This is a genomic window from Paenibacillus sp. FSL H7-0323 (assembly GCF_038002725.1).
Taxonomy (GTDB): domain Bacteria; phylum Bacillota; class Bacilli; order Paenibacillales; family Paenibacillaceae; genus Paenibacillus_AQ; species Paenibacillus_AQ odorifer.
On record NZ_JBBODB010000001.1, the window covers coordinates 1740173 to 1763376 of the forward strand.

Consider the following 23204-nt stretch of genomic DNA (forward strand, 5'->3'; position numbering starts at 1 on the left):
CAATTTTCATCAAACATACCAGTCCTCGTTAGTTCAACCCTGAACGTTCCATTTCATATTTTATAAAATATACTTTCACCATTGAGGAAGGGGCGACAATACTCAGCGCATAATTTGGGCATTCTTTCACGCATCCAGTCATGAACATGTACATTCTCTATCTGGAAGACGTAATACCCAATAATAGCGACCAACATTAAACCTTCCAACTGCTGTAGATCTTTCGCTGTATTTTCACACTCTCTGTAATACCCCTTTAGGAAAGTATCTCTTCGATCGGTTGGTAGCATCATAGCTCCCATGGCTACATCAAGTAAAGCATAACCTTTTCCGAAAAAGCCAAAATCGATGAAGCGCACCTTTCCTTCGGTTGTGATGATGATATTACCCATACACAAATCCCCATGAATAAGGTCCGGGCCAGCCTCCCCGCCATGGTCATCTAACCGGAAGTTGATCAATTGCAGCGTTTGTTCAATGACATTAGCCTCAGAAGGCGTAAATAAATTCTTTTTCACACCCGAATGAATCACACGGATCATCCGTTCATTATAAGCTTTGCCTTGACTCGGGCGAATCTCCATACCTGAATGTTCGTACTGCCGAAAAAAAGTATGCAGTTCTGCTATTTGAGATCCCAGTTCTTTTACCAGTTCAAAATTGTTAACATCATTCATATTCATGTCTCTTCCATCCAACCAGGTGAGGACGGAGCAGTTTAGCAGTTCACCTTCGTATTCAATGATCGTAATAAGTTCACCCTCATTGTTTCTTACGGGAGTCTGTATTTCGTTGGTGCTCCAGCTTCCCAGCTTCTCAAGCATTTGCAATTCTCCAAGAATGCCGCTGTATGTATGTTGCAGACCTTTCATGTCCTCTATAAAAGGTTCATGAATGCGGAGTAAATATGATTTTCCCGTTCTGTCATTAACACGATAGGTTCTGTTCTCGTTATGCCTTAAGAAAATAATCTCAGGCTGTTGGATATCGTACCTGCCTAGTAAGTCCAAAAGCTTCTCGTTCGTCATAAGGGACTCCTTTAAAATAGAAGGATTCATTAATTCAATCTTCGTCTGAGTCATAAAAATTGAAATCTACTACATTCTAAAAATCATTCAATTCACCAATTGTACTTCTACAACATTTTCGAAATATCCTGCCTATAGCTTGACGAAGCTACCGGAATGATTTTTCGCGGAAGCTTCGTTGTGAAAGGATATTCAGCGCTCAGTTTCAATAGTCCAACCAAACTCTTTTATTTCTTAGTGATAGGCACCCATATTTCACTTTTAAAATTTGGCGATGTGATATCTTTGTGCTCATTCCATAGAATTTCAGGCCCTTTAATTAGCTCATATCCCGATGACGGAGCCCATTCCGAATATATTCGCCCCCAGATCTCTTGTAGCGCACTCGGAAAAGAGCCGACGACTGTGAATACAGCCCACATAGAGGCCGCCACTTCCAGCTGATCCAAGCCATTCCATGCGTCTTTCGTAGTGGCAACGCCAATATAATGATCGAACTCTCCTTTTTCCTCCATACGTCCTTCAGAGAAATTTGTAGAGGCGCTTATAAATCCTGAGGGCTCAACATCAGAAAATCTCTTCATCTCATCAATCATTTCCGGCGTCAACCCTTCATACATCGATGCAATCTCCGGATTAACCCCTTGGAAAATGATTGGAACCCGTTTTTTTATACCCACGATGCGAAAAGACTCTTTGTTTTCAATCCGGTAATTCATTTCATTTCCTCCTTTGATAGTCAGCTGAAACGACATCCGAGGGAATGCCTTAAGGGAATGTCCATGGACCCGAGCTTCCGAAGGACTAACCCCATGCATGCTATGGAAAGCCCTAGAAAAGGAATCCGGCGAATTATAACCATACTTCAGAGCAGCATCGATAATTTTGATATTACTTTGTGAAAGCTCGAGTGCTGCCAAAGTTAGACGTCGACGCCGGATGTATTCCGACAGAGTAATGCCTGCTAGGAAGGAGAACATACGAGTAAAATGATATTCCGAACAGCAGGCTATTTTCACAACCTCCTGATAATCAATGGGATTTGTTAGGTTCTCCTCAATATAGCTTATTGCTTTGTTCAGTTGTACCAGCGTATCCATGACGTTGCCTCCCCTCGTTAATTATAAGGTTATCAGAGATGGTTTTTATCTTCCCGACTTTATCTGCACGATTCTGTAGGGTTTTTTCATGTTTCGATGAACAGAGACTCAATACGAGGAAGTTACTCTCTTCTCACAAGAAGGACTACTTTTTTTGATTGTCAAAATTATAGTTAACATAATAATAATTATGTTAACTATAATCCGAAGTGCGTTCAGAAGCTCGATCGTCCACTCACTTTCACAACCTTTTCATAGCAAGAGCAAAACGCTCGATCGTCTCTTTTGATAACCCATTTACGTTCTTATTTTTTCCTTTTACCATCCGCAGTACAAACCGATCTAGCAAAGTTAGCTTCTCTTCATAGATCTCATCTCCAAAAACTTCTTTCGTCACCGATTGGTCATATAACACTTCTGGAAACGCAGATTTCAATTCTTGTGAGGCCTGTTCACCTGTTGCTCCTGCACAAACAAACAATCCTACTCGTTTTTTCCCTAGTTCATTTTGATATTTTGTTGTAAAATCAGTCATTTGTTTTTGGATTTTTCCATAATAAATAGATCCTCCCAAGATGACCGTATCATATCGTTCTAGTGTCAGCTCTTTAACATGCATCAAATTAACTACTTCGGTTTCTTCGCCCAGTTGAGATTTTAATAAATAAGCCGCTTTTTCCGCACACCCATATTTCGAGGTATACATAATTATTGTCTTCATTCTAATCACTCCCTGCCGCTTGCTGGTCACTTATTATCTTAAGGGTTCACGTACATGCTTTAACAAAATAACCATACAAGCAGCAATAGCTACAGTCATCGTCGGAAAAATTACACACTCGGCTATAGACACAGCCACACCGCTATAGATCATTGCCACCAGCATTGCCGTAATTGCTAGCAGTAATGTAACTCCTTTAAAAACAACGACAGTTGCCAGTAGGTACCCAAAAGGTTGTCTACGAATGACCATAATCCCCGTTACAATTGCTAATGGGACTAAGATCGCAAGATCCAAAACTTGAATTACCAATGTACTATAGTGCTCTAGTCCTTGTGGCGGTGTTCCCCCCAGTAGTGAATTCAGTATTTTCCCTAACCAGAGCAATAAAATCATAAAAGCAATAACCATTAGGGAAAAGCCGATTCCTTTAGAAGGTAAACTGTTTTTAAAGTAAGTATGTATGGATTCTTTATCAAAGGAAAATAAGGCTAGGATGAATGCGAAAAAACTTAAGGAAAACAACAGCACATAAACTAAAAACAATGAATTGTACATCGTCAGAAAGCTGTAGGATGCGTAAGTATATAAAAAGTACCCCAGAGTGCCCGTAAGGAGCATCCTCCCCTTTATCGAGCCTTTAATTGTTATGATGAGCGAGTTGAGCAGTAAAGGTATGGCAAGAAATAATGTAACTCCATCCTGTGCTTTAGCTTGTGCCGCCGCAGAGACAGAATCATGGCTGTACACTCCTGACCCCTGAAGCTTTACATCCTCGCCCCATTTTGACGTGAAAGTATATTTTGTTCCATCACTTATCCCATCTGAAAACAATCCAACCGCTGTTGCAAACACTGCAATAACCGAAATCAACACCGACAGCACTACGACTTTCCTTATATGTTTTATAACAACCTCCCCCTCCTTCATGAAAATATTTAGATTTCACCTGGAGGCAATAGCAACCATTGAATCCAAATGACATGAAATCAGAGCTTCGACCTGATCATCAGGCAGATCCTTTTCGACAAGCAACCGCATAATTAAACCGAACGCTGCACTCCATATCACCTGAGCTGTGAGTTCTACGAAAGCTTCTTCACGGTTTTTTTGTGCTTCAAATCTGAGCAGGCCCTGGCAGAGCATCCCAATCGCTTTACGTTCCTGTGCAGCTCCTCTAAATAGAACAGCCGTGTAACTAAGAACAGCCGGTGCATCGTTTAGCATGACATTCCGGTATTCTACACCCATAGAAAGAGACATCCTGATGAACTTCTCCAATGATCGTTTTAAAAGTGTATCTGGAGGTAATTCCTGCTGTACCTCTTGTTGCACAGACTGAAGCTCAGAAAGCATATCCGTATATTTTTGTTGCAAATAGTTCTCGATAATCTCTTCTTTGCCTTTAAAATAATGATAAATAATTCCCGGTGAATATTCGATTTTCTCAGCGATTTTTCGGATAGACAGCTTCTCTATTCCCTCTTCGGCAATCAATAAAGCTGCATTTTGCAGGATCAGATTTCTCATTTCTTCACGCTCACGTACTTTTCGTTGTTCTTTAGTCATAAATTCGTCTCCTCATGGATTGAACACCGTTTAATCTTTGAACACTGTTTAATATATGTTTTGGATTAGTATTATGTCAATATTCTTAGTCACATGTATTCCCCTCCTCCAATCTACATATCTGGACATAAAAAATCCGCCAGTCTATATAGACTGACGGAACCTTTAATTTGTGAAGTTAAAGGACTACAGACAGAGGGTTTTAGTAATGATAACCAACAGGATAAACAGAACCAGAATAGCTCCTGTGGAAGTGAAACCACCGTATCCTCCTGCAAATTCGCCCATTGTTGACTCCTCCTTTGTAATTGAGTACATCATAAGATATGCAATATTGCCCTCATTGACTGGGTATTTTGAACACAAAAAATAAACCAACGACCTTTTGTATGGTGAATGGTTTAATAAGTTGACATAATAAATGTTATGTTAACTATAGTGGAGAGCATTAGATGCTCCCTTCTTTACAATTCGTATATGTGCTTAATCGCTAGTCAGTTATATAAAAAATCACAATTCCCTGACCTTCCGTCTTGACGCTCTCTTTGTCATTCTCCACTGTCGAGAGCTCACTTACTTAGCTCCACTTTTTCAATCCATTTGCTGTTAGTAGCAAGCTCCTTAGCTAAAAGAAACCAGCAATATAACGGTTTTTATTTCTTAACCCTATTAATAGTTAATGTGTTGAAGTATTGGCTGGGGTTGCCTTGCTGTGGATTAAAGCGCTCTTGAAACTCTCCATGGGTATAGTCCCCGATCACTTTATGCCAGAAATCACGAGCAGGTATATTCGCACGGACTTGTGAAACCTTCCATTCCCCAGAGTACATATCAAAGAGCTTATGCGCAGCCCATGTACCTACACCACTTCGGCGGTATTTTTGCATCACAAAAAACTCAGTCATATAAAACTGGCCTTCAGGATTACGCAATAACCTGTCCACCAAAGCAAAACCAGCAATATGCCCGTCCACCTTAAACAAATATGCGAATTTATTATTTCCGCTACTCCAATAAGCTTCTAGTCCCGGATAGGCCGGAAATACCCCGTCTTGATTGACATCAAATTCTAAATAACGGGTGAAATCATATAGGTAGAACTGCATTAATCTGCTTATAGTATGCTTACGTTCTTTGGGAACCAGCTCAATTTCAAGTTTCATTATGTGCACCTCTGACATTTATGTTTACTTCACATCATGTTTCAACCAAAAATCCCTTTAGTACCAAGGGTTTTCTCTTCTCCATCAGGTCAAAATCACAAATAGGTCACATTTTTTTTACTAAAGACTCATTACCCTGTCTAACGTGTCTGCAACTTCTTGCTGCATAGATGGGATCACATGACTGTAAGTATCCAACGTTATGCCGACTTTAGAATGTCCCATTCGTTCTGAAAGGATCTTCACATTAATGTTTTCCTTTATCAGAATCGTAGCATGGGTATGACGTAAGCTATGGAACGGGATGTGTGGCATATTGGCTTTTATCAAATCTTTTTTATATGCTGTAGTAAGAGCGTCTGGAAAGATATTCTTCCCATTTTTATAATTAAAAATAATCAAATCCATATCAATGAATCTTGATCCTAGCCGCAACTTAAATTCTAAATACTTTTTTCGCTGTTCCTTTAGGATCTCAATAAGTGCGTTTGGTATAGATACTCTACGGACACCAGACGATGTTTTTGCGCCTTGTTTAATGGTCTTTCCGAAGTTAACCAATGTCTGATTGACTGCAAGCTCTTTTTTCTCAAAGTCGATATCCTGCCATCTTAGTGCACATATTTCACCTTTTCTAAGTCCGCAATATAGAGCTAGTGCATAAGCACAATAAAATCTATAATCTTTTGCTACTTTTAAAAATTCCATAGTTTGTTCAAGAGTCCATATTTTCATTTCGAGTTTCACATACTTGGGAAGTGTTACTTTTCGCATTGGATTGTCTTTGATAATTTTATACATTATGGCTTTGTCTAGTGCCTTCTTTACAACTGTTACGACTCTATCAATTGAATTTCTTGCATAACCCTCTTCATGCATACCTGTAACGAATTTTTGACATTGCATTGGGGTAAGTTTCTGAAGTCTTATGTTACCGAGTTTAGGTTTAATATGATTTTTAAAAGCCAAATAATTATGATAATAAGTTGTCTTCTCATTAACCTGTAGAATTCTATCAGTCTTGAACCAATCCTCAAAGAAATTAGCAACAGTTAATGTGTTTGGAGAAGAGTATTGTCCAGCGTTGACCTCGTTTTTGAGTTCAAGCATTTTTTCATCAGCTTCACGCTTAGACTTAAACCCCTTTCTTCTTATTTGTTTTCTTTCACCAGTTTCATCCTGATAATCAAATATAAATCTCCAAGTCTTGGTTTTTTCATCGTATTTAGGAACTGCCATTTCAACACTCTCCCACTCTAATAGAATAGGAGTCAAAGCATGTGACTATCTTATATTATATCACATGATTTTGACTCCTATATAATGTTAACTATATGTATTATTAATCATATTAATCACTTTCCTTCTCTTAGCCACTTATCAAAAACTTCTTCATGCACTAAGTATCTTCGACCAATTACGAGTAGTATTGAAGTGATATTTGCACCAAATTGTGGAGTTTCTTTATATATAAGGTTTATCCATGATTTAGCCCCGTTTTCCTGATTTCCTACCCCATCCAATTATGAAAGTGTAAGCAATCCATAACGAGCCGTGAAGGTGAATTGCCGTAGGCAAGAGGATGGTGCGGCAGGTCTATTATTTTGACAGTACTGCTTGCCAGTGCTGGAAATATAATAGAGTTGGTATTAGCATCCTGATTTTAACTTGAACTATGAACAATAACTAAAGTGCAAGGTCAAGTACACCGTCATAAAACTTGCACAAGACGCAAGTAGTATTCCGTAGCCATCCAACTGCATTGGCTGTCCTCAAGTTGATTATGGTTATGTTGAGTTTAACTATTCCTCTCACATCAATTCTAAGCTACGATTTGTTTGATTACTCTCATATTTCAGACTTCTATGTGGGTAGTGATCACTTTAGTTGCATGAAGATATGTTAATTGTTACCATCTCCAATCATATTTTAAATTGCAACACAAAAATGCCCTACCAAAATGTTCGACTGGCAGGGCATTAAATATTTATGTTCTATAGATTAAATCTTTAGAATTGTCTTGCACTTACATCAACATTAAGCGCATGTCCAGTGGTACTGTAGATATATACTCCAAAAGTATCAGTTATTCCGCCACCTAACATATCCTTAAATGAGATTGTTTTCTGCTCACCAGCAGCAATCTTAACATCTGTAAACACGCTACCATTCAATTTTATTTGAAATTGAACTGGATTACTGCTCTTATTCTTCATCCAAATATTTAAGTTAACACCATCAGAAGCTGTACAAGTAAATGAATCATTAAAAGCTCCACCTGTATGAGAAACAGGGATTATCTTATACGCCTCTGAGAAAAGTGAAACTAATGGTGGTTCAATCCCATTTCCAACCTGTAACCTCGTACCTGGCCCTTCAATAATATTATTTTCAAAAGTATATTCACCAAAATGAATTACATCAGTATTTTCAGAGAATGGAGATACTGTAGAAACTTCAGACACTGGAGTTACTGTAGATACTGTAGAATTTTGCGTCGTCGTTGAATCTCCAAAACTTGTTGCAGAAGCAGCAGGAGTCAACAGAAGAGATGTTGCTAAGCCTAGTTCTAGTAGTTTAATCAAATAAATCGCCTCCCAGAGATATATTAATTTGGATTACATTGTTATTATACCATTATTACCCTTATTTGTTTATAGTATCTTATTACTATAATTACTAATCTGTTTATAAGTATCATATCTTCTACAATTTTTGTTTTCAATCGACAATTTTTAATATTTTTCCACACATCATTTACCTTATATTGTAATTTACGTGGATATTGTTTTACATTAAAATCCCCTAATTAATTATTTTATTAGTTATTTTGAATCATTTACACTTGTGTAATTGATAGAAAACAACTAGCTAACAGTAACATTATCCTTAATTATACAATTTTACTGTTATAAACATAAAAGAAACACCTGACCAACTTTTGTAGGGAGGATGAAATTTCGTCCCCCTTTGCTGTTACATAAGTTCAATACACCCCATCGTTCAGCAAAATTTTGCGTAATGTTAGTTATTTCGTATCACCATAGCGCTCCGTCAAATTTGACGGACAGGTTAGACAATGTATGTTCAACATCCCCCCTTTACTTGCTTTGGGGTTCCCAAAACGGTAGATGTCTGTCAATTATCGTGAATCCCGACAATCGGAAATTTTCCGGTGGCTACATCCCCTAACGGTTCAAGAGTTCATAAGTATTAATCCTATTTACAGAAAATCCGTGATTTGAACGGTGAATTATATATGAGTTTCTGTTTTCCCTTTTAGGGTAAACATTGTCACATGCTTTGACTCGGTTTAGAAATCACAAATAGGTCACAAAAAGCAGTCAAAACGACTTATTTTCAGTCATTTATCAGTACAAGTCAGTAAATACAATTTCGTCACTAACCCTTTAACAGTAAGCTTTCTCAGTGTTTTCAAGGCTTTTTCAGAAGGCTAAAAATAGCCCATATGATTTTTACTTCACATCATAAAGCTTAGCGGCATCAGGAGCAAGGCTCGGACCTAGTTTCCCCTTCATTCGAAGTCCAATCTGGTACAAAACATGTTAAGATAGAAGGAAGAGATTTTATGCAATCTATGGAAAAAGGTGAATCACATGAGCGTTCAAAAGAACGATGACCGTAAAAAACTTGATCAAAAGCTACCCCTCATGCCCTGGTTCGTTCAGCAGTTTATTGATTATAAACGCCCTGATCTCTCCCCTTCCACACTGCTGGAGTATATCCGGGATTATGAATCTTTTTTCGGCTGGTTGCGGGCAGAGGGCTTATCTCAAGCAGGCTCAAATACCGAGATCACACTTCTAGAATTGGAAACCCTACATATGGACAGTATTGTCGGATACCGGTTGCATCTAACTACCCGCGCCGAGGGAACGAACACTCGAGTTACTGTATCCCGTAAGTTATCTGCATTACGCTCCTTATTTCATTATTTAAGTCAAATCGCCGAGGATGAGAACTTTTATCCATTGCTTAAACGCAACATTATGGCTAAGGTTGAAGTCAAACGAACACATAAGCCAAAGGATACTGCCGCTAAGTTAAAGGGTAAGATTTTGGAAGATGAGGAATTACTGGAGTTTGTGGGGTACATTTATGAAGGTTATGGACGGGATGTGGAAGGTAACAAACAGGCATATTATTCGTTTCAATTAAATCATGAGCGCGACGCCTGTATTGCCAGCTTGATTCTGAACTCTGGCCTGCGTGTATCTGAGGTAGTTAATCTAAATGTAGACGATTTGGATGTTAACAACAAGCTGCTCTATGTCACCCGCAAAGGGAATAATGACGAAACGTTTAAGACACCTGTCTATTTTCGAGAGCAAGCTAAAGATGATCTAGCTCTTTATCTTAGTCTGCGCCAATCTCGCTACAAAACACCCAAGAGAGAAAAAGCCTTGTTTATCTCTCTCCCTAACGGGCGTCAAGAAGGCAAACGTATGACCAAACGTGCGATTCAAGAAATGATTATTAAGTACGCTAAACGCTTTGGTAAACCGTATCTTACGGTTCATAAGCTGCGTCATTCTTTTGCAACAGATTATTATCTGCAAAATGATATTTATAAAACGAAGGAACAGCTCGGGCACGCATCCACCGAAACAACTGAGATCTACGCTCATCTAACGGATAAAACGATGTCCGAGGCGATCGAGCGGCGTGCCGATAATTAATCATCACCAAGGGGAGCTTATACTTCGGATGAGTAGCCGCTCTTCGCTAGTGCAGAGTTGTTATCGGTCTCAGCGGACCTTAAATGCAGGATTATCTCACATTTGGGTGGCTAACGGACCCCAAGGTCGCTTTTGGCCTGAAATACGTAAATATGAGCTCCATTCTATGAAATAGCGACGCTGAGGTCCGAAACCCCGCTTAAAAGGTGATAAATTTGCAAATAAGATCATCTGAGTCCTTAAGCATCCGCGGGGGATTAATCTCGGCAGTGGTGCAGGCTAATAACTCCAACCAGCAGAGCAGCGACTCTTCCGATAGGAGAATTGCTATGATAGTGTCGCCTACCCGGGCATTTCATTCTCGCTTTTTTTCAAATTTGAGTACAACCGGCGGGCACCCCTAACCCTTTTATTGTTGCACTAAAAACCCACTTACGGTACGCAAGTGGGTTTTCTTATTCTAGTTTCTGGGGTAAAATCTCCCTTTAAACCGGTTGTAAGCGACTATTGGGTTAGCACGAAAACTGTTTTTTGTTTGTCTATTGTGAATTTTTCATATGTTGAAATGTTGGAAATAATAACGTTGGCTTAGCAATTATATGGCGATTTCTGTGCGTGCGTGGATATCAAATACCTTTTAATCATCGATGGCCAGAGTACCCTCCACATCTAGCCCCGAATCTCTCCTGGCAGCTTGATCACTGTTACCTTATCTCCGGCAGATAGCCCCTTTTCTTCTGGGGGTACAACTATCAAACAGTCGCTATCCTTGATCGTGACCGTTACGGAAGATTCATCAATGAGTGCCGGATAAGCAAACAGGCTGCCGTCTTTAATTTCTAACCGAGCTCGCACAAATCTAGTAAAATTATTCACTCTTTTATAATCTGTGCCGAGTGTAGCGCTCCATTCCGGTAAAAAAGGCTGAGAAGCACTTTGCATCAGTGAAATCACAGGCCGTGCAAACAGTTGAAACCCAACGAAACAAGCCCCCGGATTCCCGGATAAAGCTAACAGCAGCTTACCCCCTCTAACCGCAGCAGTAGTTACGCTTCCCGGACGCATCGTCACTTTGTTGAACAACATATTACCACTTTGTTCGCGAACCAAGTCGCCCATGATATCATAATCCCCCACAGAAACGCCACCCGTTGTAATCACAAAATCATAAGTTTCCAGCGCCATCTGTACTTTACTTCTAGCCAGCTCCAGATCATCCACAATAGCGCCTAACATTACTGGAACACCCCCTGTTTCTTTGACTAGAGCTTCTAGCATAGGGGAGTTACTATTGCGGATTTTGCCAGGCTCCAGCGGCTCATGCACTTCCAGCAGCTCTGTTCCTGTGGCAAAGATGGCTACCTTGGGACGACGATAGACTTTCACGGTATGTATTCCAAACGCTGCAAGAACAGCTATATCCCCCGCAGAGATTAACCTTCCTGTAGGCAATACAAGATCACCTTGGCTTAATTCGAAACCTTGAGGTGTGATATTGCTGTTTGCTTCTAGTTTTTTTCGAATTCCAACGTAAGTCTTTCCTTCCTCTTCACGTCTCTCCGTGACCTCCAGCATCACCACAGCATCTGCACCAACCGGTACTTGTGCACCCGTCATAATTCTTGCGGCTGTTCCCGGAGTTATATCTACCGCAGGCACTGCGCCACACGGAATATTATCCACAATTTCTAACCATACCACTTGTCCATTAACACAGTTACGGGTATCCCCCGCGATAATCGCATATCCATCCATACTCGAACGATTAAACGCAGGAAATGGGTGTGGAGCAATCACCTTTTCAGCCAAATAACGTCCACAACACTCATCCAGCGATACGTCTTCTGATTCTAGCGGATTGGCATATTTGATTATTTTGGCCTGAGCTTCTTTTACTTGCAGTGCTTCACGCTGAAATTTATTATCCTTCATAAAGACCTCCGCTCTGAAACGTCGATTTTTGCAGTAATAGGTATTATTTTAACATGAGACCTCTTGAAGTAAAATTATAAACACAAAAGGCCACCATCCATGTTTATGGGCAGCAGCCTTTTCTACAATATTTTTTCCGGTATAGTGATCCGTTACTTCTCTACTAGTCTAGGATGCTCTAATTACCTTTACATCCCCAGGGATTATTTTCTCCCCTTCATAAAGCATAAACCGTCCATGTTGCCACTCTACACGCAGTAGACGTGAATCATCTGATTGATATTGCCACACATGCTGCTCTCCACCGTTCATAAATGGCGTCTGACCTGCAACAGCAACAAAACCTTCATATTCTTCCTCCAGGAAAAATGTATAGCCGTCGAGCTCAAGCGTTGCTGGAACCTCAGCAGGATTATCTAACCGCCCATCGATTGGTCTGTACAATCCATATTGCAGCTGTTCCCGCTCTTCTATATGAAGATAAGCTATCTGGCTTCCATCTCTAAGGGTCAGAACAACAGCATTACGGCCCCGATTATGTGTCCGGCCAGTAACTTCATAGGTGACAAGCGATACTTCACAAATGTCTCCGGGAGACAAATTAAGCATACTTTTTTGAACTTCCTGAGGCGCTGGCTTAGAGAAAAGGTTACCTATACGTTTCCACATACTCAACTTGATCGTTCCTCCTACATAAAGGCAGTAATAATTAAAGCACCCGTAATTTGCAGTGAACCTGATAGCAGGCCATATCCGATTTTACCAAGCTGTGTACCATGATCCAGATCCAGCTTCCCCCAATTTGCTAGTAGAAGTCGAACCGTTCTTTCTAAAATTAACAAAAGCAAAAATGATACCAACGAAATCAGCAACGCATCTAACAAACTATTAGAAGCCGCTATCGATGAAGATAAAATGAAGGCCTGAGCTAAAAGCTTCATTACAAACCGTGTAGTCACCGCCATATTTCCAGCCTTTAACTCTTCTATATCGTTATAACGAGTAAAAAGTGAATCTATATACATCAGTACAAACAGCAACACAGCGCCGCTCACCGTCCACACGACCATGGACACCAGAATATGGAGATCCATTCTATAGCCCCCGCTTAATCATTTTGCATGCCTTTCATAAGCATAGATAAAGCGAAGAAGAAACGAATTTCTGTCTCCCCTTCGCCTGTGAACACCAGCCGTGAACCGGCTAAAGATCAAATGTTATTGCTTCTCGTATTGTTTCATCAGAGCCGCCAGTTCATCTTCAACCGCTTGATCTTTGTTCAGCTTCTCGAATTCATCATCCAGAGATTTATTGCCTGAACTCATCTCATTGCTGGCTTCAGCCTGAGCTTCTGCTTGCAGCATTTTATCTTCCATACGTTTGAGTCCTGCAGACGCTGAATCGGAACTAAATCCGCTCATTGCCTTGTTGATCTCGGTTTGAGCTTTGGCAGCATTATAACGTGCAACCAATGTCTCACGTTTGTTCTTCATTTGGGTAAGCTGTTTGCGCATCTCTTCAAGCTTGCCACGAAGGTTATCCGCAGAGGTTTTGTTCTGATCAAAGCTGGCTTTGTATTCTACCAGTTTAGCTTCAGCAGCATTTTTCTCTTCCAGAGCGCGGCGAGCAAGGTCAACATTACCCGCTTGAGCTGCTGCATGAGCCTGTTGGGTACGTTTGTTAACAAGCGCTTCTTGTTCTTCATACAGCTGTTTGAATTTCTTCTCAATGGCGATTTGCGCCGCTACAGCTTTTTCTGCATCTTCTAAATCTTCGGTCATATCACGAATGTATTGATCTGTCATTTTAATCGGGTCTTCTGCTTTGTCAATAATCGCGTTCACATTAGACATGGTTAAATCGCGCAATCTTTTAAATATAGACATGGTTTCATTCCTCCAAAAGATAATTTAATTCCTCACATGCTATCTTTTACGTAGAATTGCCACTACCGTTTCATATTTGTTGCGCTAAATATTGATTTACTTTTAAATTCACAATTTCCACGACTTCCATAATACCTTCTTTCGTGAGATTGTCGTAATGAATCCCCATCACTACTGTGACCGTCTTGTTCAGCGCTTCAGCTACTCTGATCGCAATGGGCTCGCTTATCGTGTGCTCTTTATGATGAGGAACCGCTGAAGTCAGTACTTTAACCTGCTCCCCCTCCAGATAAGCAGTACTCGTCGCACCAATATGCCGAACCCCTCCACTAATTAAGAGCAAGAGATCACGTCCGACAGCCGTCGCCTTCAGCTCAATATCCTCAGGATCAATCTGGTTAGTAGTCAATAGTATTCCCCTCACTACTTCACTTTATATAATGCCCCGTATTTCCTCTAGTGATTGAATATTTTCTTCAACCATAAATTGCTCAAGCTCTGCAACTAGCTGACTACCTGCACGCAAGTTCATGAAATTATAAGTTCCCACTTGGATAACTGCAGCACCTGCCATAATAAACTCGATGATATCCGTTGCTGAAGTGATGCCACCCATTCCGATCACGGGAATCGTTACGTTTTGTGCAACTTGATGCACCATACGCAGAGCGACAGGCTTAATCGCAGGTCCAGACAATCCAGCATATAAGTTATTGAATACACTGCTTCTACGGCGGACATCAATCTTCATTCCTGAGATAGTGTTGATGAGCGAGACAGCGTCTGCACCCTCCTCCTGACACATTTGTGCCATTTCAACGATATTTTCGGCTCCCGGCGACAGCTTTACAGCGAGGGGCAGTTTAGTTGCGCGTCTAACAGCCTGTACTACTTTTTGAGCTTCTGAAGTTTGGATCCCAAACGCAATGCCGCCCTCTTTAACATTTGGACAAGAAATATTCAATTCAATCATGTCTACTGCTGTCTTACCTGCACTCGCACGAGCATCTGCATCCCGCTGAATCATCTCAGCTCCAAGAACATAATCTTCAAGTGTGCCTCCACCCAGGTTGACCAAACGAGCGGTGTCGAGTGTTTCCCAATAAGGGCATTCTTTATCTAAAAATACAGCTACACCCGGATTCTCGAGTCCCACACTATTCAGCATACCAGAAGCTGTCTCGTATACACGAGTGCCGGGATTCCCCGCTTTCGGATTGAGGGTTAACCCCTTGCCAGAGATTCCGCCCAGCAGAGACACATCATACAGCTTGCCATATTCACGGCCAAAACCAAACGTTCCAGAGGCCATTATAATTGGATTTTTAAAATGAACGCCAGCAATTGTTGTGTTCAACTTAGTCATGGAAAAGCACCTCCTCAGAAAGAAACACAGGTCCGTCTGCACAGGCCTTCTTTTGACCATCACGGCAGGATACACTGCAGACCAGACAGGCTCCAATCCCACAAGCCATTCGGTTCTCTAGAGAAAGGTATACTTTCGTTCTACTGCCTGCTTCTTCAGCAGCAATGCCTTTACGTTGAGCAGCTTTAAGCATAGGGTGTGGGCCGCAGACAAAGACATGATCATATTGGCTGAAATCCACACTATCCAAAATTAAACCGCCAACATCGACTACAAGTTCACTTGCAAGTGGGCGAAACGCTTCTGTCCGGTAAGCTTCACGGCTAAAGCCCAAAAAAATATCACTCCCCGGAAGCTGCTTCGCACAATAATAAAGCGGTGCAATTCCGATCCCACCGCCGATGAGTGCAACCTTCCCTTCGACCTGTGGAAATCCATTTCCAAAAGGGCCCTCAAGCGCTACCGAATCACCTGAACCCAGTCGTGAGAATATCTCCGTACCTTCCCCAACTACGTGATACAGAAATTCAACACTATCCTCGTGTACTTCATGTATACTTAAGGGTCTGGATAGGATGGGGTAAGCTCCCCATGCCCGTAACATGTAGAATTGACCCATTGCTCCGCCACTATTCGTCTCTACCTTAAGGTGATACACACCATCTGTCAGCCGTTCGTTACTTAGAACCGTCCCCACGTTATCAAGCTCCTTCAAATTTTATCTTTATTAAGATTGCCTTAGAAGGAGCATAAAATCTGTGACAAACTTCACACCGAAAATGGTCTAGCCTCTTTTCCAAATCCCACGTTCATAAGGTTTAGGTACATCATGTACGCCACCAAGCGCTTCTTCAGCATGTAAAGCCCAATAAGGATCACTTAACATCCCACGGCCAATAGCTACAAGCTCCGCCCTTTTTTCTGCAATGATGGACTGTGCCTCAGAATAGGCTTCAAGCCGTCCTACCGCAATTACTGGCACTTGTAATCCACTGCGAATATATTCTGCCAGATCTGCTTGGTAGGCTGGGCCCGCATTAGGTCCACCATTAGAGCCAATGGGACCTTCACCACCTGAAGACACATGGAACATATCCACTCCAGCATCCTTATATCGGCGGCAAAACGCCAGGGCATAGTCAGCATCATATCCACCATCAACATATTCTTTCGCGGAAACCCTCATGATCAAGGGCATATCTACTGGCACTACTTCTCGGATTGCTGTAACTACTTGTACTCCAAAAAGTGCTGGATCTTGTCCATATTCATCCAATCTGATGTTGGTCAGAGGTGAATGAAACTGGTGAATTAAGTAGCCATGCGCACCATGAATCTCCACAGTATCAAATCCTGCCTCCACAGCTCTACGAGCGGCAGCACGAAAGGCTTCTATCATCTCAAGGATGCCTCCCTTAGAAAGCGCCTGTGGCTGCTTAGAACGAGCATCAAATGGAATTGCAGAAGGGGCAACCGGCGGTTCAGCATCGACTGCTTTACGTCCAGCATGACCTAGTTGAATGGCTATTTTTGCCCCATAGGCATGTACACTATCTGTGAGCTTACGATAAGCCTCTATATGTGTATCACTCCAAATCCCTGTATCCCGGTTCGTTATTCTACCGTCCGGATGGACTCCAGTCATCTCAACAATAATTAGACCAGTACCTCCAATAGCACGGCTTACATAATGAACAAAATGCCAATCATTGGGAATGCCATCCTCTTTATCCACCGAATACTGGCACATAGGCGGCATAACAATACGATTTTTCAGCGTTAAACCCTTCAATTCATAAGGTGCAAACAATTCTGACATCCTTGTCCCCATCCTTCCACCTGTCTATAATTGGCCCGGGAATATCCCGTTCTATTTAGTATACACGCATTAGGGTGTGCAAGAAATCTTTACCAGAGCCCTTGAAGAAACGGCATAAATTCATCCTTCAATGGAGATAACAATGAAGAATATGGTGATGATCAGGTAGTAAAGGAGGCATATGGGGATGTATGATCAACGGAGAGTCCAGAAACTGCTAGTAGTATTAGGATCAATCATTGTCCTGCTATTTCCAACCTCTTCAGCAGAGGTTGCTTCAGCCCCAGCTCAGAGTCAGAAATCCTCACAGGATCAAATTAAAAGCACGCAAACCACTGACGAAGACAAGGCGATATCTGCGGGAACTTCTACTACAAATAATTCAACGAGCAGCAACAATAAGAACACTAAGGGCTTGTCTCTGAGTCAGCTATTACACAAATATCCCGAGACCTTTAAGACCAGCGGTCCTCGGAATAAAGTCATCGCCTTAACTTTTGATGATGTGCCTGACCCAAGGTTTACACCCCAATTGCTAGATGTTCTTAAGAAATATCATGTCAAAGCAACCTTCTTCGTGGTGGGAAGCCGAGCTGAGAAACATCCCGCTCTAGTGAAGAGGATGATTAGAGAAGGACATGCTATTGGAAATCACTCTTATGATCATCCTCAGTTTGTAAAGCTAAAGATGCATGATTTCAGATCACAGATCATTGAGACCGAGAACATTATTCAAACCTTAGCTGGATATAAACCACGCTTGATTCGTCCACCCTATGGAGATATCTCTGAGCAACAGTTGAGATGGGCAAAAAATCATGGTTATAAGCTTGTAAATTGGAATGTGGATTCGTTGGACTGGAAGGGACTTTCCAAAACTCAAGTTAGAAATAACATCTTAGCTAATGCTGGAAAAGGAGCAATTATCCTTCAGCATGGTGGAGGTGGGCCGGGTAGTGATCTTCGCGGAACGATTCAGGCTTTACCTGAGGTAATCACGATTATGCGTAAACGTGGCTATTCTTTTGTTACCGTTCCTCAATTGCTGCAGGTCTCTAAAAATAAATAAACAAGAACCGGAGGCAGCCGCTAAGGACTCCCTCCGTTTCTTGTTTAACCTTTTTAACCCATTTCATATCTCTATAATAAATCTCTATATTTTTATCTAGCTATTTAACAATGTATAATTGTACATATTGATAACCAAAATCGGCTACAAAGCTTTGGCTGCCTGGGATAAAGATATCGATCCGGTTACCTTTAATGGCACTTCCCATATCGGTTGCAGTAGCCAGAAAAGCTTCTTTAGGCAATCCTGCGTGTGAATGTCCGGTAACCAATACTTTTGTTCCGAGAGGAATTACACTTGGATCAACTGCGATGGTTCCTAGCTTGAGTGGGTTCCCGAAATAATCAACGGCACCCCAGCCTCCATTCTCACTAGCCGCTGAGGAATAAGCAGAAGCCTTAACTTGTATCGATTTCTCGTAGTTAAAGGACTTGCCCCATGCTTCAACTGTTTTTGATTCTGGAGTAACATTCAGGCTTGGTGTAAGCACTGGAGTTTCTGTCGTAGCCACAGACTCTGCTTGCATTTTACTTGGGATCGTTATTTTAAGTCCATCGTAAATATTAAGAGCAGCAACGTTTGGATTAGCTTTCATTAAATCATTAACACCGACATTGTATTGCTGAGATAGAGTATAGAAAGTATTGCCTTCCTTTGCAATATGAACGCTGTCTGCAAAAGCAGGAGCGGTGTGCAGCAATGCACTAATTCCCATAACTGCAGCAAGGGTTTTAATGGTTCTGAACTTGTTCTTCATAAATGCCTCCTCTTTAGATGGGCGTAAGCGGTATGACTTCCGTATACGCTCGTGTACATTTCCTGTACTTATGTACATCTTGTGTGATGTCCTGATGTATTGTTGTCATTTGTAAAACTGACAGGACTTAATATATCACAATTTTGTAACCTATGCGTATGTAATTGTTACCATTCTGAAATAACATGTTTAATTATTGTCTTTTGTCCATTAAGAAGTTAACGTAATTTTGATTATGTTAACTAAATAGCGACAATCACATCCTATTATATAAGATAATTAAATAATATTCTTTGAGATTTTACATAGATTTAACATTTCGTGCCTCATCCAATAGTAAAATGATAGAATATGATAAATAGATTTGAGATATAGACATCGAAGCATATTTGGAGGTCCCATGAATACAGAAGAGATTAAAAACAATCAGAGCAGTCCAGCCACTGCTTACCTCAATAGGGATTTGAGCTGGATCGAATTTAACCGCCGCGTACTCAAGGAGGCGCAGGACCCTGATAACCCTTTAATGGAACGTGCCAGATTTCTGGCGATCGTCTCGAGCAATCTGGATGAATTCATAAGCGTTCGTGTGGCAGGAATTCAGGATCAGATCCGGGCGGGCTATACTAAAAAAGATTTCACAGGCTACACCCCTTCCGGGCTGTATAAACGCCTCATCAAACGCGTAACCAAAATCATTGCCGATCAATACCGGACGTTCCGTGATATTTCGCGGAGTTTGCATAAAGAAGGCATCGTATTTGTGGATTATGAGGATCTTACCCATGCCCAAGAGCAGTCCATAGAACAGTATTACCGGGATATCATCTATCCTGTACTTACGCCAATGGCTGTTGATCAGAGCCGGCCGTTTCCACTCGTGCACAGCCAGTTTATCTACCTAGCTGTTGTTCTTACTCGTAAGAATGGTCTTGAAGAGGAGCCTTATTTTGCTATCCTGCAAATTCCTTCGAATCTGCCAAGATGTATCCCTCTTCCCCACCGCTCTAATAGTAAGAAAAGACAATTTGTATTTATTGAAGATGTGATCCGCCATCACATTCAAACCTTATTCAGCGGTTACGAACCTGTTGCGGTTAGTGAGTTTCGTTTGACTCGTAACTCAGATCTTACGATCGATGAGGAAGGTGCAGAGGATCTGCTGGAAGAGATCGAAAAAGAGCTGCGCAAGCGTCGTCGCGGGGTGCCAGCCCGTCTGGAAGTACAAAAAGGTATCCATCCCTATGCTCTTGAGCAGCTGCAAGCGGAATTTGAGCTGGAGGACTTCGTATTTGAAATTGAAGGTCCGCTCGATCTAGGCTTTCTTCGTAATTTTGCCGGAAGCTTAAAAGGTTTTGGTTACATGAACTATCCACCTATTGAGCCGGTTTATCCTGCTGAATTTCAAGAAAATGAGGATTTCTTCGAGGTGCTGCGTGAACGGGATGTATTAGTCTACCACCCTTACGAGTCTTTTGATGCAATGACAGACTTTATCATTCAAGCTTCAGAGGATGAGCAAGTGATGGCGATTAAAATGACCTTATACCGTGTCAGTGGAAATTCTCCACTTATTACTGCACTAGCCAATGCTGCGGAGTCTGGTAAGCAAGTTACAGTGGTTGTAGAGTTAAAAGCTCGATTTGATGAGGAACGGAACATCGCTTGGGCACGCCAGCTTGAAAAATCAGGCTGTCATGTCGTTTATGGTCTGATCGGACTCAAAACGCATGCCAAAGTGACCTTGATTGTCCGCCAGGAAGGCCCTGAACTGCGCCGTTACGTGCATGTAGGCACAGGAAACTATAATGACAGTACAGCCAAGGCCTACACGGATCTCAGTCTATTCACCGCCCAAAGCGATATCGGACTGGACGCTTCTGAGCTGTTTAATCAAATGACTGGATATTCGGCTAATTTTGACTGGCATTCCTTCATTGTTGCACCGACGAATATGAGCTTATCCTTGCAAAAGCTAATGATGCGTGAAGCTGAACATGCACGGGCAGGCAGACCCGCTCGCATAATCGCCAAGATGAACTCGCTCTCTAATCAGCAAGTGATAGACGATTTATATAGCGCAGCCCAAGCCGGTGTCTCCATTGACTTAATCGTGCGAGGGGTTTGCTGCCTACGTCCGGGAATAGAGGGCTTAAGCGAAAACATTACCGTACGCAGTATTGTAGACCGTTTTCTGGAGCACTCCCGGATCTATTATTTCGAAAATGGCGGCAAACCTGAGGTGTATTTATCCAGTGCTGACTGGATGACTAGAAACCTAACCCGCCGGATTGAGCTGATGTGTCCTGTCAGAGACAGCGGCATCCGTAAACAGATCGTCAAAATTCTAGAGTTGTCTCTAAAAGATAATGTTAAAGCCAGCTTCTTGCAGGCTAATGGATATTACGAACAACCAGACGACAAAAAGGCCCCTTTCCGGAGCCAGTTTGCTGCGATGGATGTTACACGTTGGAAGGGAAGCCGAGTTTTACCTTCACCGCCCAAGCATTCTTAAATGCTTTTATCGCGTTCTCAATGTCCTCTAGGCCAATTAGCAGTGACGATGCGCCCTCTAAGTCCAGATGAAGCGTATTGCCGTGCAGATTGGCCTTCAGGCCGCTTACAATTCCAATCTCCGTGCTGTCCAACGCAATGCTAAGCTGGACAAGCGACCCGAGCTTATGAATCCACTCTTCGTCGGATGGCAGCAAAATGTCCTTATGTTGTTGGGACAATTTCTGCTTCCGGCTTTTTGTGCTGTATGAGGCAATCATAGCGCAAAGAATAAGCTGACGGTGGGTAAGTCCACGAATCGGTGAATTCATCAACCAATACAAAGTATGTCTTTTGGATTGGTAATAGTTAATATTCGTTCCCGTACGATGCAGCATGATGGACACGTAAATTAACATCTCGTGCTCTGCTCTATTCGATTCATCTTTAAATGCGTCAAACAGGCTGAGTGCCAGCTTGTTGATATGATCTAAATACCGTTTAGAAGTATGAATATCAAAGCGAATGATCGTGTTTAAGCTATATTCCAATGCACTATCACGCACTGGCTGCTCCGGCTCCAGCAGATCATGCAGCAAGCCTTCTCTGAGCCCTTCCCCGCTGATTACCGCCTCACTCGCCCCAATATACTGATACACCGTATGGAAAATAATCAACCCGGATACAATGATATCCGCCCGACTCTTAGATAATCCATCTAAATCCTTACGTTTTTCGTAAGGCATTGAAGGTAGGGTGTTCATAAAGTGCTCGATCGTCTCACTGGTCATCGTATAGCCATGGGAGTTAGGCAATGAGTATGCTCGTGTCTTCTGATCCAGCTTCCCTAAGGAACGAACCGTCCCTCCTAAACCGAATAAAGGAAGCCCAGCTTTGGCATTTAGCCAATCATGCTCAACCAGTCTGCCGAGAACAAAAGTCTGCAGCTTGTGAATCTGCTCATCGCTCCAATTCCCACCTTGGCCAAACATTAGGTTGGTATTTACTGCCCCGAACGGGAAAGAAATGCTGTGTTGATAACGCCGCTCACAAAAAAGAGTGATTTCAGTACTCCCGCCACCAATATCAATGACATAACCATCCTCTACATTAAAGGCATTAATAACACCCAAGAAGCCATAATATGCCTCCTGGTGGCCACTGATCACCTCAATCGGAATGGAAGAGGATTGTGACAAAAAGCTTATTATTTCACTTGAGTTAGCCGCATTACGAATGGCTGCCGTTGCACCCGCCCGAATGGTTTCCACTGCAAAAGCGTTGCAGATTTCCTTAAACTGCCGCAAGACCGGAACAATCGTTTCCATGTCCTTTTGTTCCAGTCTATTCTCCTTCGTAATCTTCTCACTAAGGCGAGCGGAGTACTTACACTCCTTGATGATCTTATAGCCTCCTTCGCGCGTTGTATCATAAATTACAAGACGAATGGAGTTCGAACCAATATCAATAATGCCTATCCGGCGTAGATCATCTCTCATTATGTATGTACTCCTTTTCCTGTTGATTGACTGACCATCTATTATACATGGTTTACATAAATAAATGAACTCAGCCCCCAGCGATATATTCCCACATTACCC

General features: G+C 41.9%; 22 protein-coding genes. 3 read left to right on the forward strand and 19 right to left on the reverse strand.

Annotation, left to right across the window (positions count from 1 at the left end; translation table 11 throughout):
- Window positions 1-53: 53 nt before the first annotated feature.
- The 9 genes from MHH89_RS07995 to MHH89_RS08035 all read right to left on the reverse strand — a co-directional run bounded on the left by MHH89_RS07995 (window position 54) and on the right by MHH89_RS08035 (window position 8166).
- Window positions 54-1028 carry a phosphotransferase enzyme family protein gene (locus MHH89_RS07995; RefSeq protein ID WP_076310596.1) on the reverse strand — a complete coding sequence of 325 codons (975 nt, stop codon included), beginning with the start codon at window positions 1026-1028 and terminating at the stop codon, window positions 54-56.
- 227 nt (window positions 1029-1255) lie between these two features.
- Window positions 1256-2128, reverse strand: a complete 873-nt coding sequence (locus tag MHH89_RS08000) for an AraC family transcriptional regulator (RefSeq protein ID WP_076220205.1) — start codon at window positions 2126-2128, stop codon at window positions 1256-1258.
- Window positions 2129-2369: 241 nt separating this feature from the next.
- Window positions 2370-2849 carry a flavodoxin domain-containing protein gene (locus tag MHH89_RS08005; protein WP_076220204.1) on the reverse strand — a complete coding sequence of 160 codons (480 nt, stop codon included), beginning with the start codon at window positions 2847-2849 and terminating at the stop codon, window positions 2370-2372.
- Between the two features lie 33 nt (window positions 2850-2882).
- Entirely contained in the window at window positions 2883-3734 is an 852-nt protein-coding gene (locus tag MHH89_RS08010; protein WP_341086787.1) for a hypothetical protein, read from the reverse strand.
- A gap of 60 nt (window positions 3735-3794) precedes the next feature.
- Complete coding sequence (locus tag MHH89_RS08015; protein WP_076281734.1) at window positions 3795-4418, reverse strand: TetR/AcrR family transcriptional regulator; 624 nt, start codon at window positions 4416-4418, stop codon at window positions 3795-3797.
- A 186-nt stretch (window positions 4419-4604) separates the two neighbouring features.
- Window positions 4605-4706 (reverse strand): sporulation protein YjcZ, encoded by a 102-nt coding sequence (locus MHH89_RS08020; protein ID WP_197069683.1) that lies wholly within the window; start codon window positions 4704-4706, stop codon window positions 4605-4607.
- A 365-nt stretch (window positions 4707-5071) separates the two neighbouring features.
- The gene (locus MHH89_RS08025) at window positions 5072-5581 is read right to left on the reverse strand and encodes a GNAT family N-acetyltransferase (protein WP_341086788.1); all 510 of its coding nucleotides are present in this window, start codon (window positions 5579-5581) and stop codon (window positions 5072-5074) included.
- Between the two features lie 120 nt (window positions 5582-5701).
- A complete protein-coding gene (locus MHH89_RS08030) occupies window positions 5702-6820 on the reverse strand; it encodes a site-specific integrase (RefSeq protein ID WP_076310598.1) in 1119 nt (372 codons plus the stop codon).
- A gap of 770 nt (window positions 6821-7590) precedes the next feature.
- The gene (locus MHH89_RS08035; protein WP_076190209.1) at window positions 7591-8166 is read right to left on the reverse strand and encodes a hypothetical protein; all 576 of its coding nucleotides are present in this window, start codon (window positions 8164-8166) and stop codon (window positions 7591-7593) included.
- Window positions 8167-9198: 1032 nt separating this feature from the next.
- On the opposite strand from MHH89_RS08035, the gene xerS reads away from it, so the two are divergent.
- Complete coding sequence (xerS, locus tag MHH89_RS08040; RefSeq protein ID WP_076130054.1) at window positions 9199-10281, forward strand: tyrosine recombinase XerS; 1083 nt, start codon at window positions 9199-9201, stop codon at window positions 10279-10281.
- Between the two features lie 669 nt (window positions 10282-10950).
- On the opposite strand, the gene MHH89_RS08045 is transcribed toward xerS, so the two are convergent.
- The 8 genes from MHH89_RS08045 to MHH89_RS08080 all read right to left on the reverse strand — a co-directional run bounded on the left by MHH89_RS08045 (window position 10951) and on the right by MHH89_RS08080 (window position 17284).
- Window positions 10951-12213, reverse strand: a complete 1263-nt coding sequence (locus MHH89_RS08045) for a molybdopterin molybdotransferase MoeA (protein WP_341086791.1) — start codon at window positions 12211-12213, stop codon at window positions 10951-10953.
- 168 nt (window positions 12214-12381) lie between these two features.
- Window positions 12382-12888, reverse strand: coding sequence for a DUF4178 domain-containing protein (locus MHH89_RS08050; protein ID WP_076130052.1), 507 nt, complete (start codon window positions 12886-12888; stop codon window positions 12382-12384).
- Window positions 12889-12902: 14 nt separating this feature from the next.
- The gene (locus tag MHH89_RS08055) at window positions 12903-13307 is read right to left on the reverse strand and encodes a DUF350 domain-containing protein (RefSeq protein ID WP_036687618.1); all 405 of its coding nucleotides are present in this window, start codon (window positions 13305-13307) and stop codon (window positions 12903-12905) included.
- A gap of 123 nt (window positions 13308-13430) precedes the next feature.
- On the reverse strand, window positions 13431-14099 hold the full coding sequence (locus tag MHH89_RS08060) for a PspA/IM30 family protein (protein WP_341086794.1): 669 nt from the start codon (window positions 14097-14099) through the stop codon (window positions 13431-13433).
- Between the two features lie 70 nt (window positions 14100-14169).
- A complete protein-coding gene (gene lpdD, locus MHH89_RS08065; protein ID WP_076218215.1) occupies window positions 14170-14508 on the reverse strand; it encodes a prenylated flavin chaperone LpdD in 339 nt (112 codons plus the stop codon).
- A 24-nt stretch (window positions 14509-14532) separates the two neighbouring features.
- Entirely contained in the window at window positions 14533-15465 is a 933-nt protein-coding gene (locus MHH89_RS08070) for a dihydroorotate dehydrogenase (RefSeq protein WP_341086795.1), read from the reverse strand.
- Window positions 15458-16162, reverse strand: coding sequence for a dihydroorotate dehydrogenase electron transfer subunit (locus MHH89_RS08075; RefSeq protein ID WP_312148802.1), 705 nt, complete (start codon window positions 16160-16162; stop codon window positions 15458-15460). The genes MHH89_RS08070 and MHH89_RS08075 overlap by 8 nt, the downstream gene beginning before the upstream one ends.
- An 87-nt stretch (window positions 16163-16249) precedes the next feature.
- Window positions 16250-17284 (reverse strand): NADH:flavin oxidoreductase/NADH oxidase, encoded by a 1035-nt coding sequence (locus MHH89_RS08080; protein WP_341086796.1) that lies wholly within the window; start codon window positions 17282-17284, stop codon window positions 16250-16252.
- Between the two features lie 187 nt (window positions 17285-17471).
- Here MHH89_RS08080 and MHH89_RS08085 point away from each other — a divergent pair, with 187 nt between their 5' ends.
- Window positions 17472-18353, forward strand: a complete 882-nt coding sequence (locus MHH89_RS08085) for a polysaccharide deacetylase family protein (RefSeq protein ID WP_076184412.1) — start codon at window positions 17472-17474, stop codon at window positions 18351-18353.
- A 100-nt stretch (window positions 18354-18453) separates the two neighbouring features.
- Here the strand turns inward: MHH89_RS08085 and MHH89_RS08090 are convergent, their stop codons facing one another.
- Window positions 18454-19110 carry a 3D domain-containing protein gene (locus tag MHH89_RS08090; RefSeq protein WP_076130047.1) on the reverse strand — a complete coding sequence of 219 codons (657 nt, stop codon included), beginning with the start codon at window positions 19108-19110 and terminating at the stop codon, window positions 18454-18456.
- 400 nt (window positions 19111-19510) lie between these two features.
- On the opposite strand from MHH89_RS08090, the gene ppk1 reads away from it, so the two are divergent.
- Complete coding sequence (gene ppk1, locus MHH89_RS08095) at window positions 19511-21625, forward strand: polyphosphate kinase 1 (protein WP_076130046.1); 2115 nt, start codon at window positions 19511-19513, stop codon at window positions 21623-21625.
- Here ppk1 and MHH89_RS08100 read toward each other — a convergent pair.
- Window positions 21573-23102 carry a Ppx/GppA phosphatase family protein gene (locus tag MHH89_RS08100; RefSeq protein ID WP_076130045.1) on the reverse strand — a complete coding sequence of 510 codons (1530 nt, stop codon included), beginning with the start codon at window positions 23100-23102 and terminating at the stop codon, window positions 21573-21575. The two genes, ppk1 and MHH89_RS08100, sit on opposite strands and share 53 nt — an antisense overlap.
- Window positions 23103-23204: the final 102 nt, after the last annotated feature.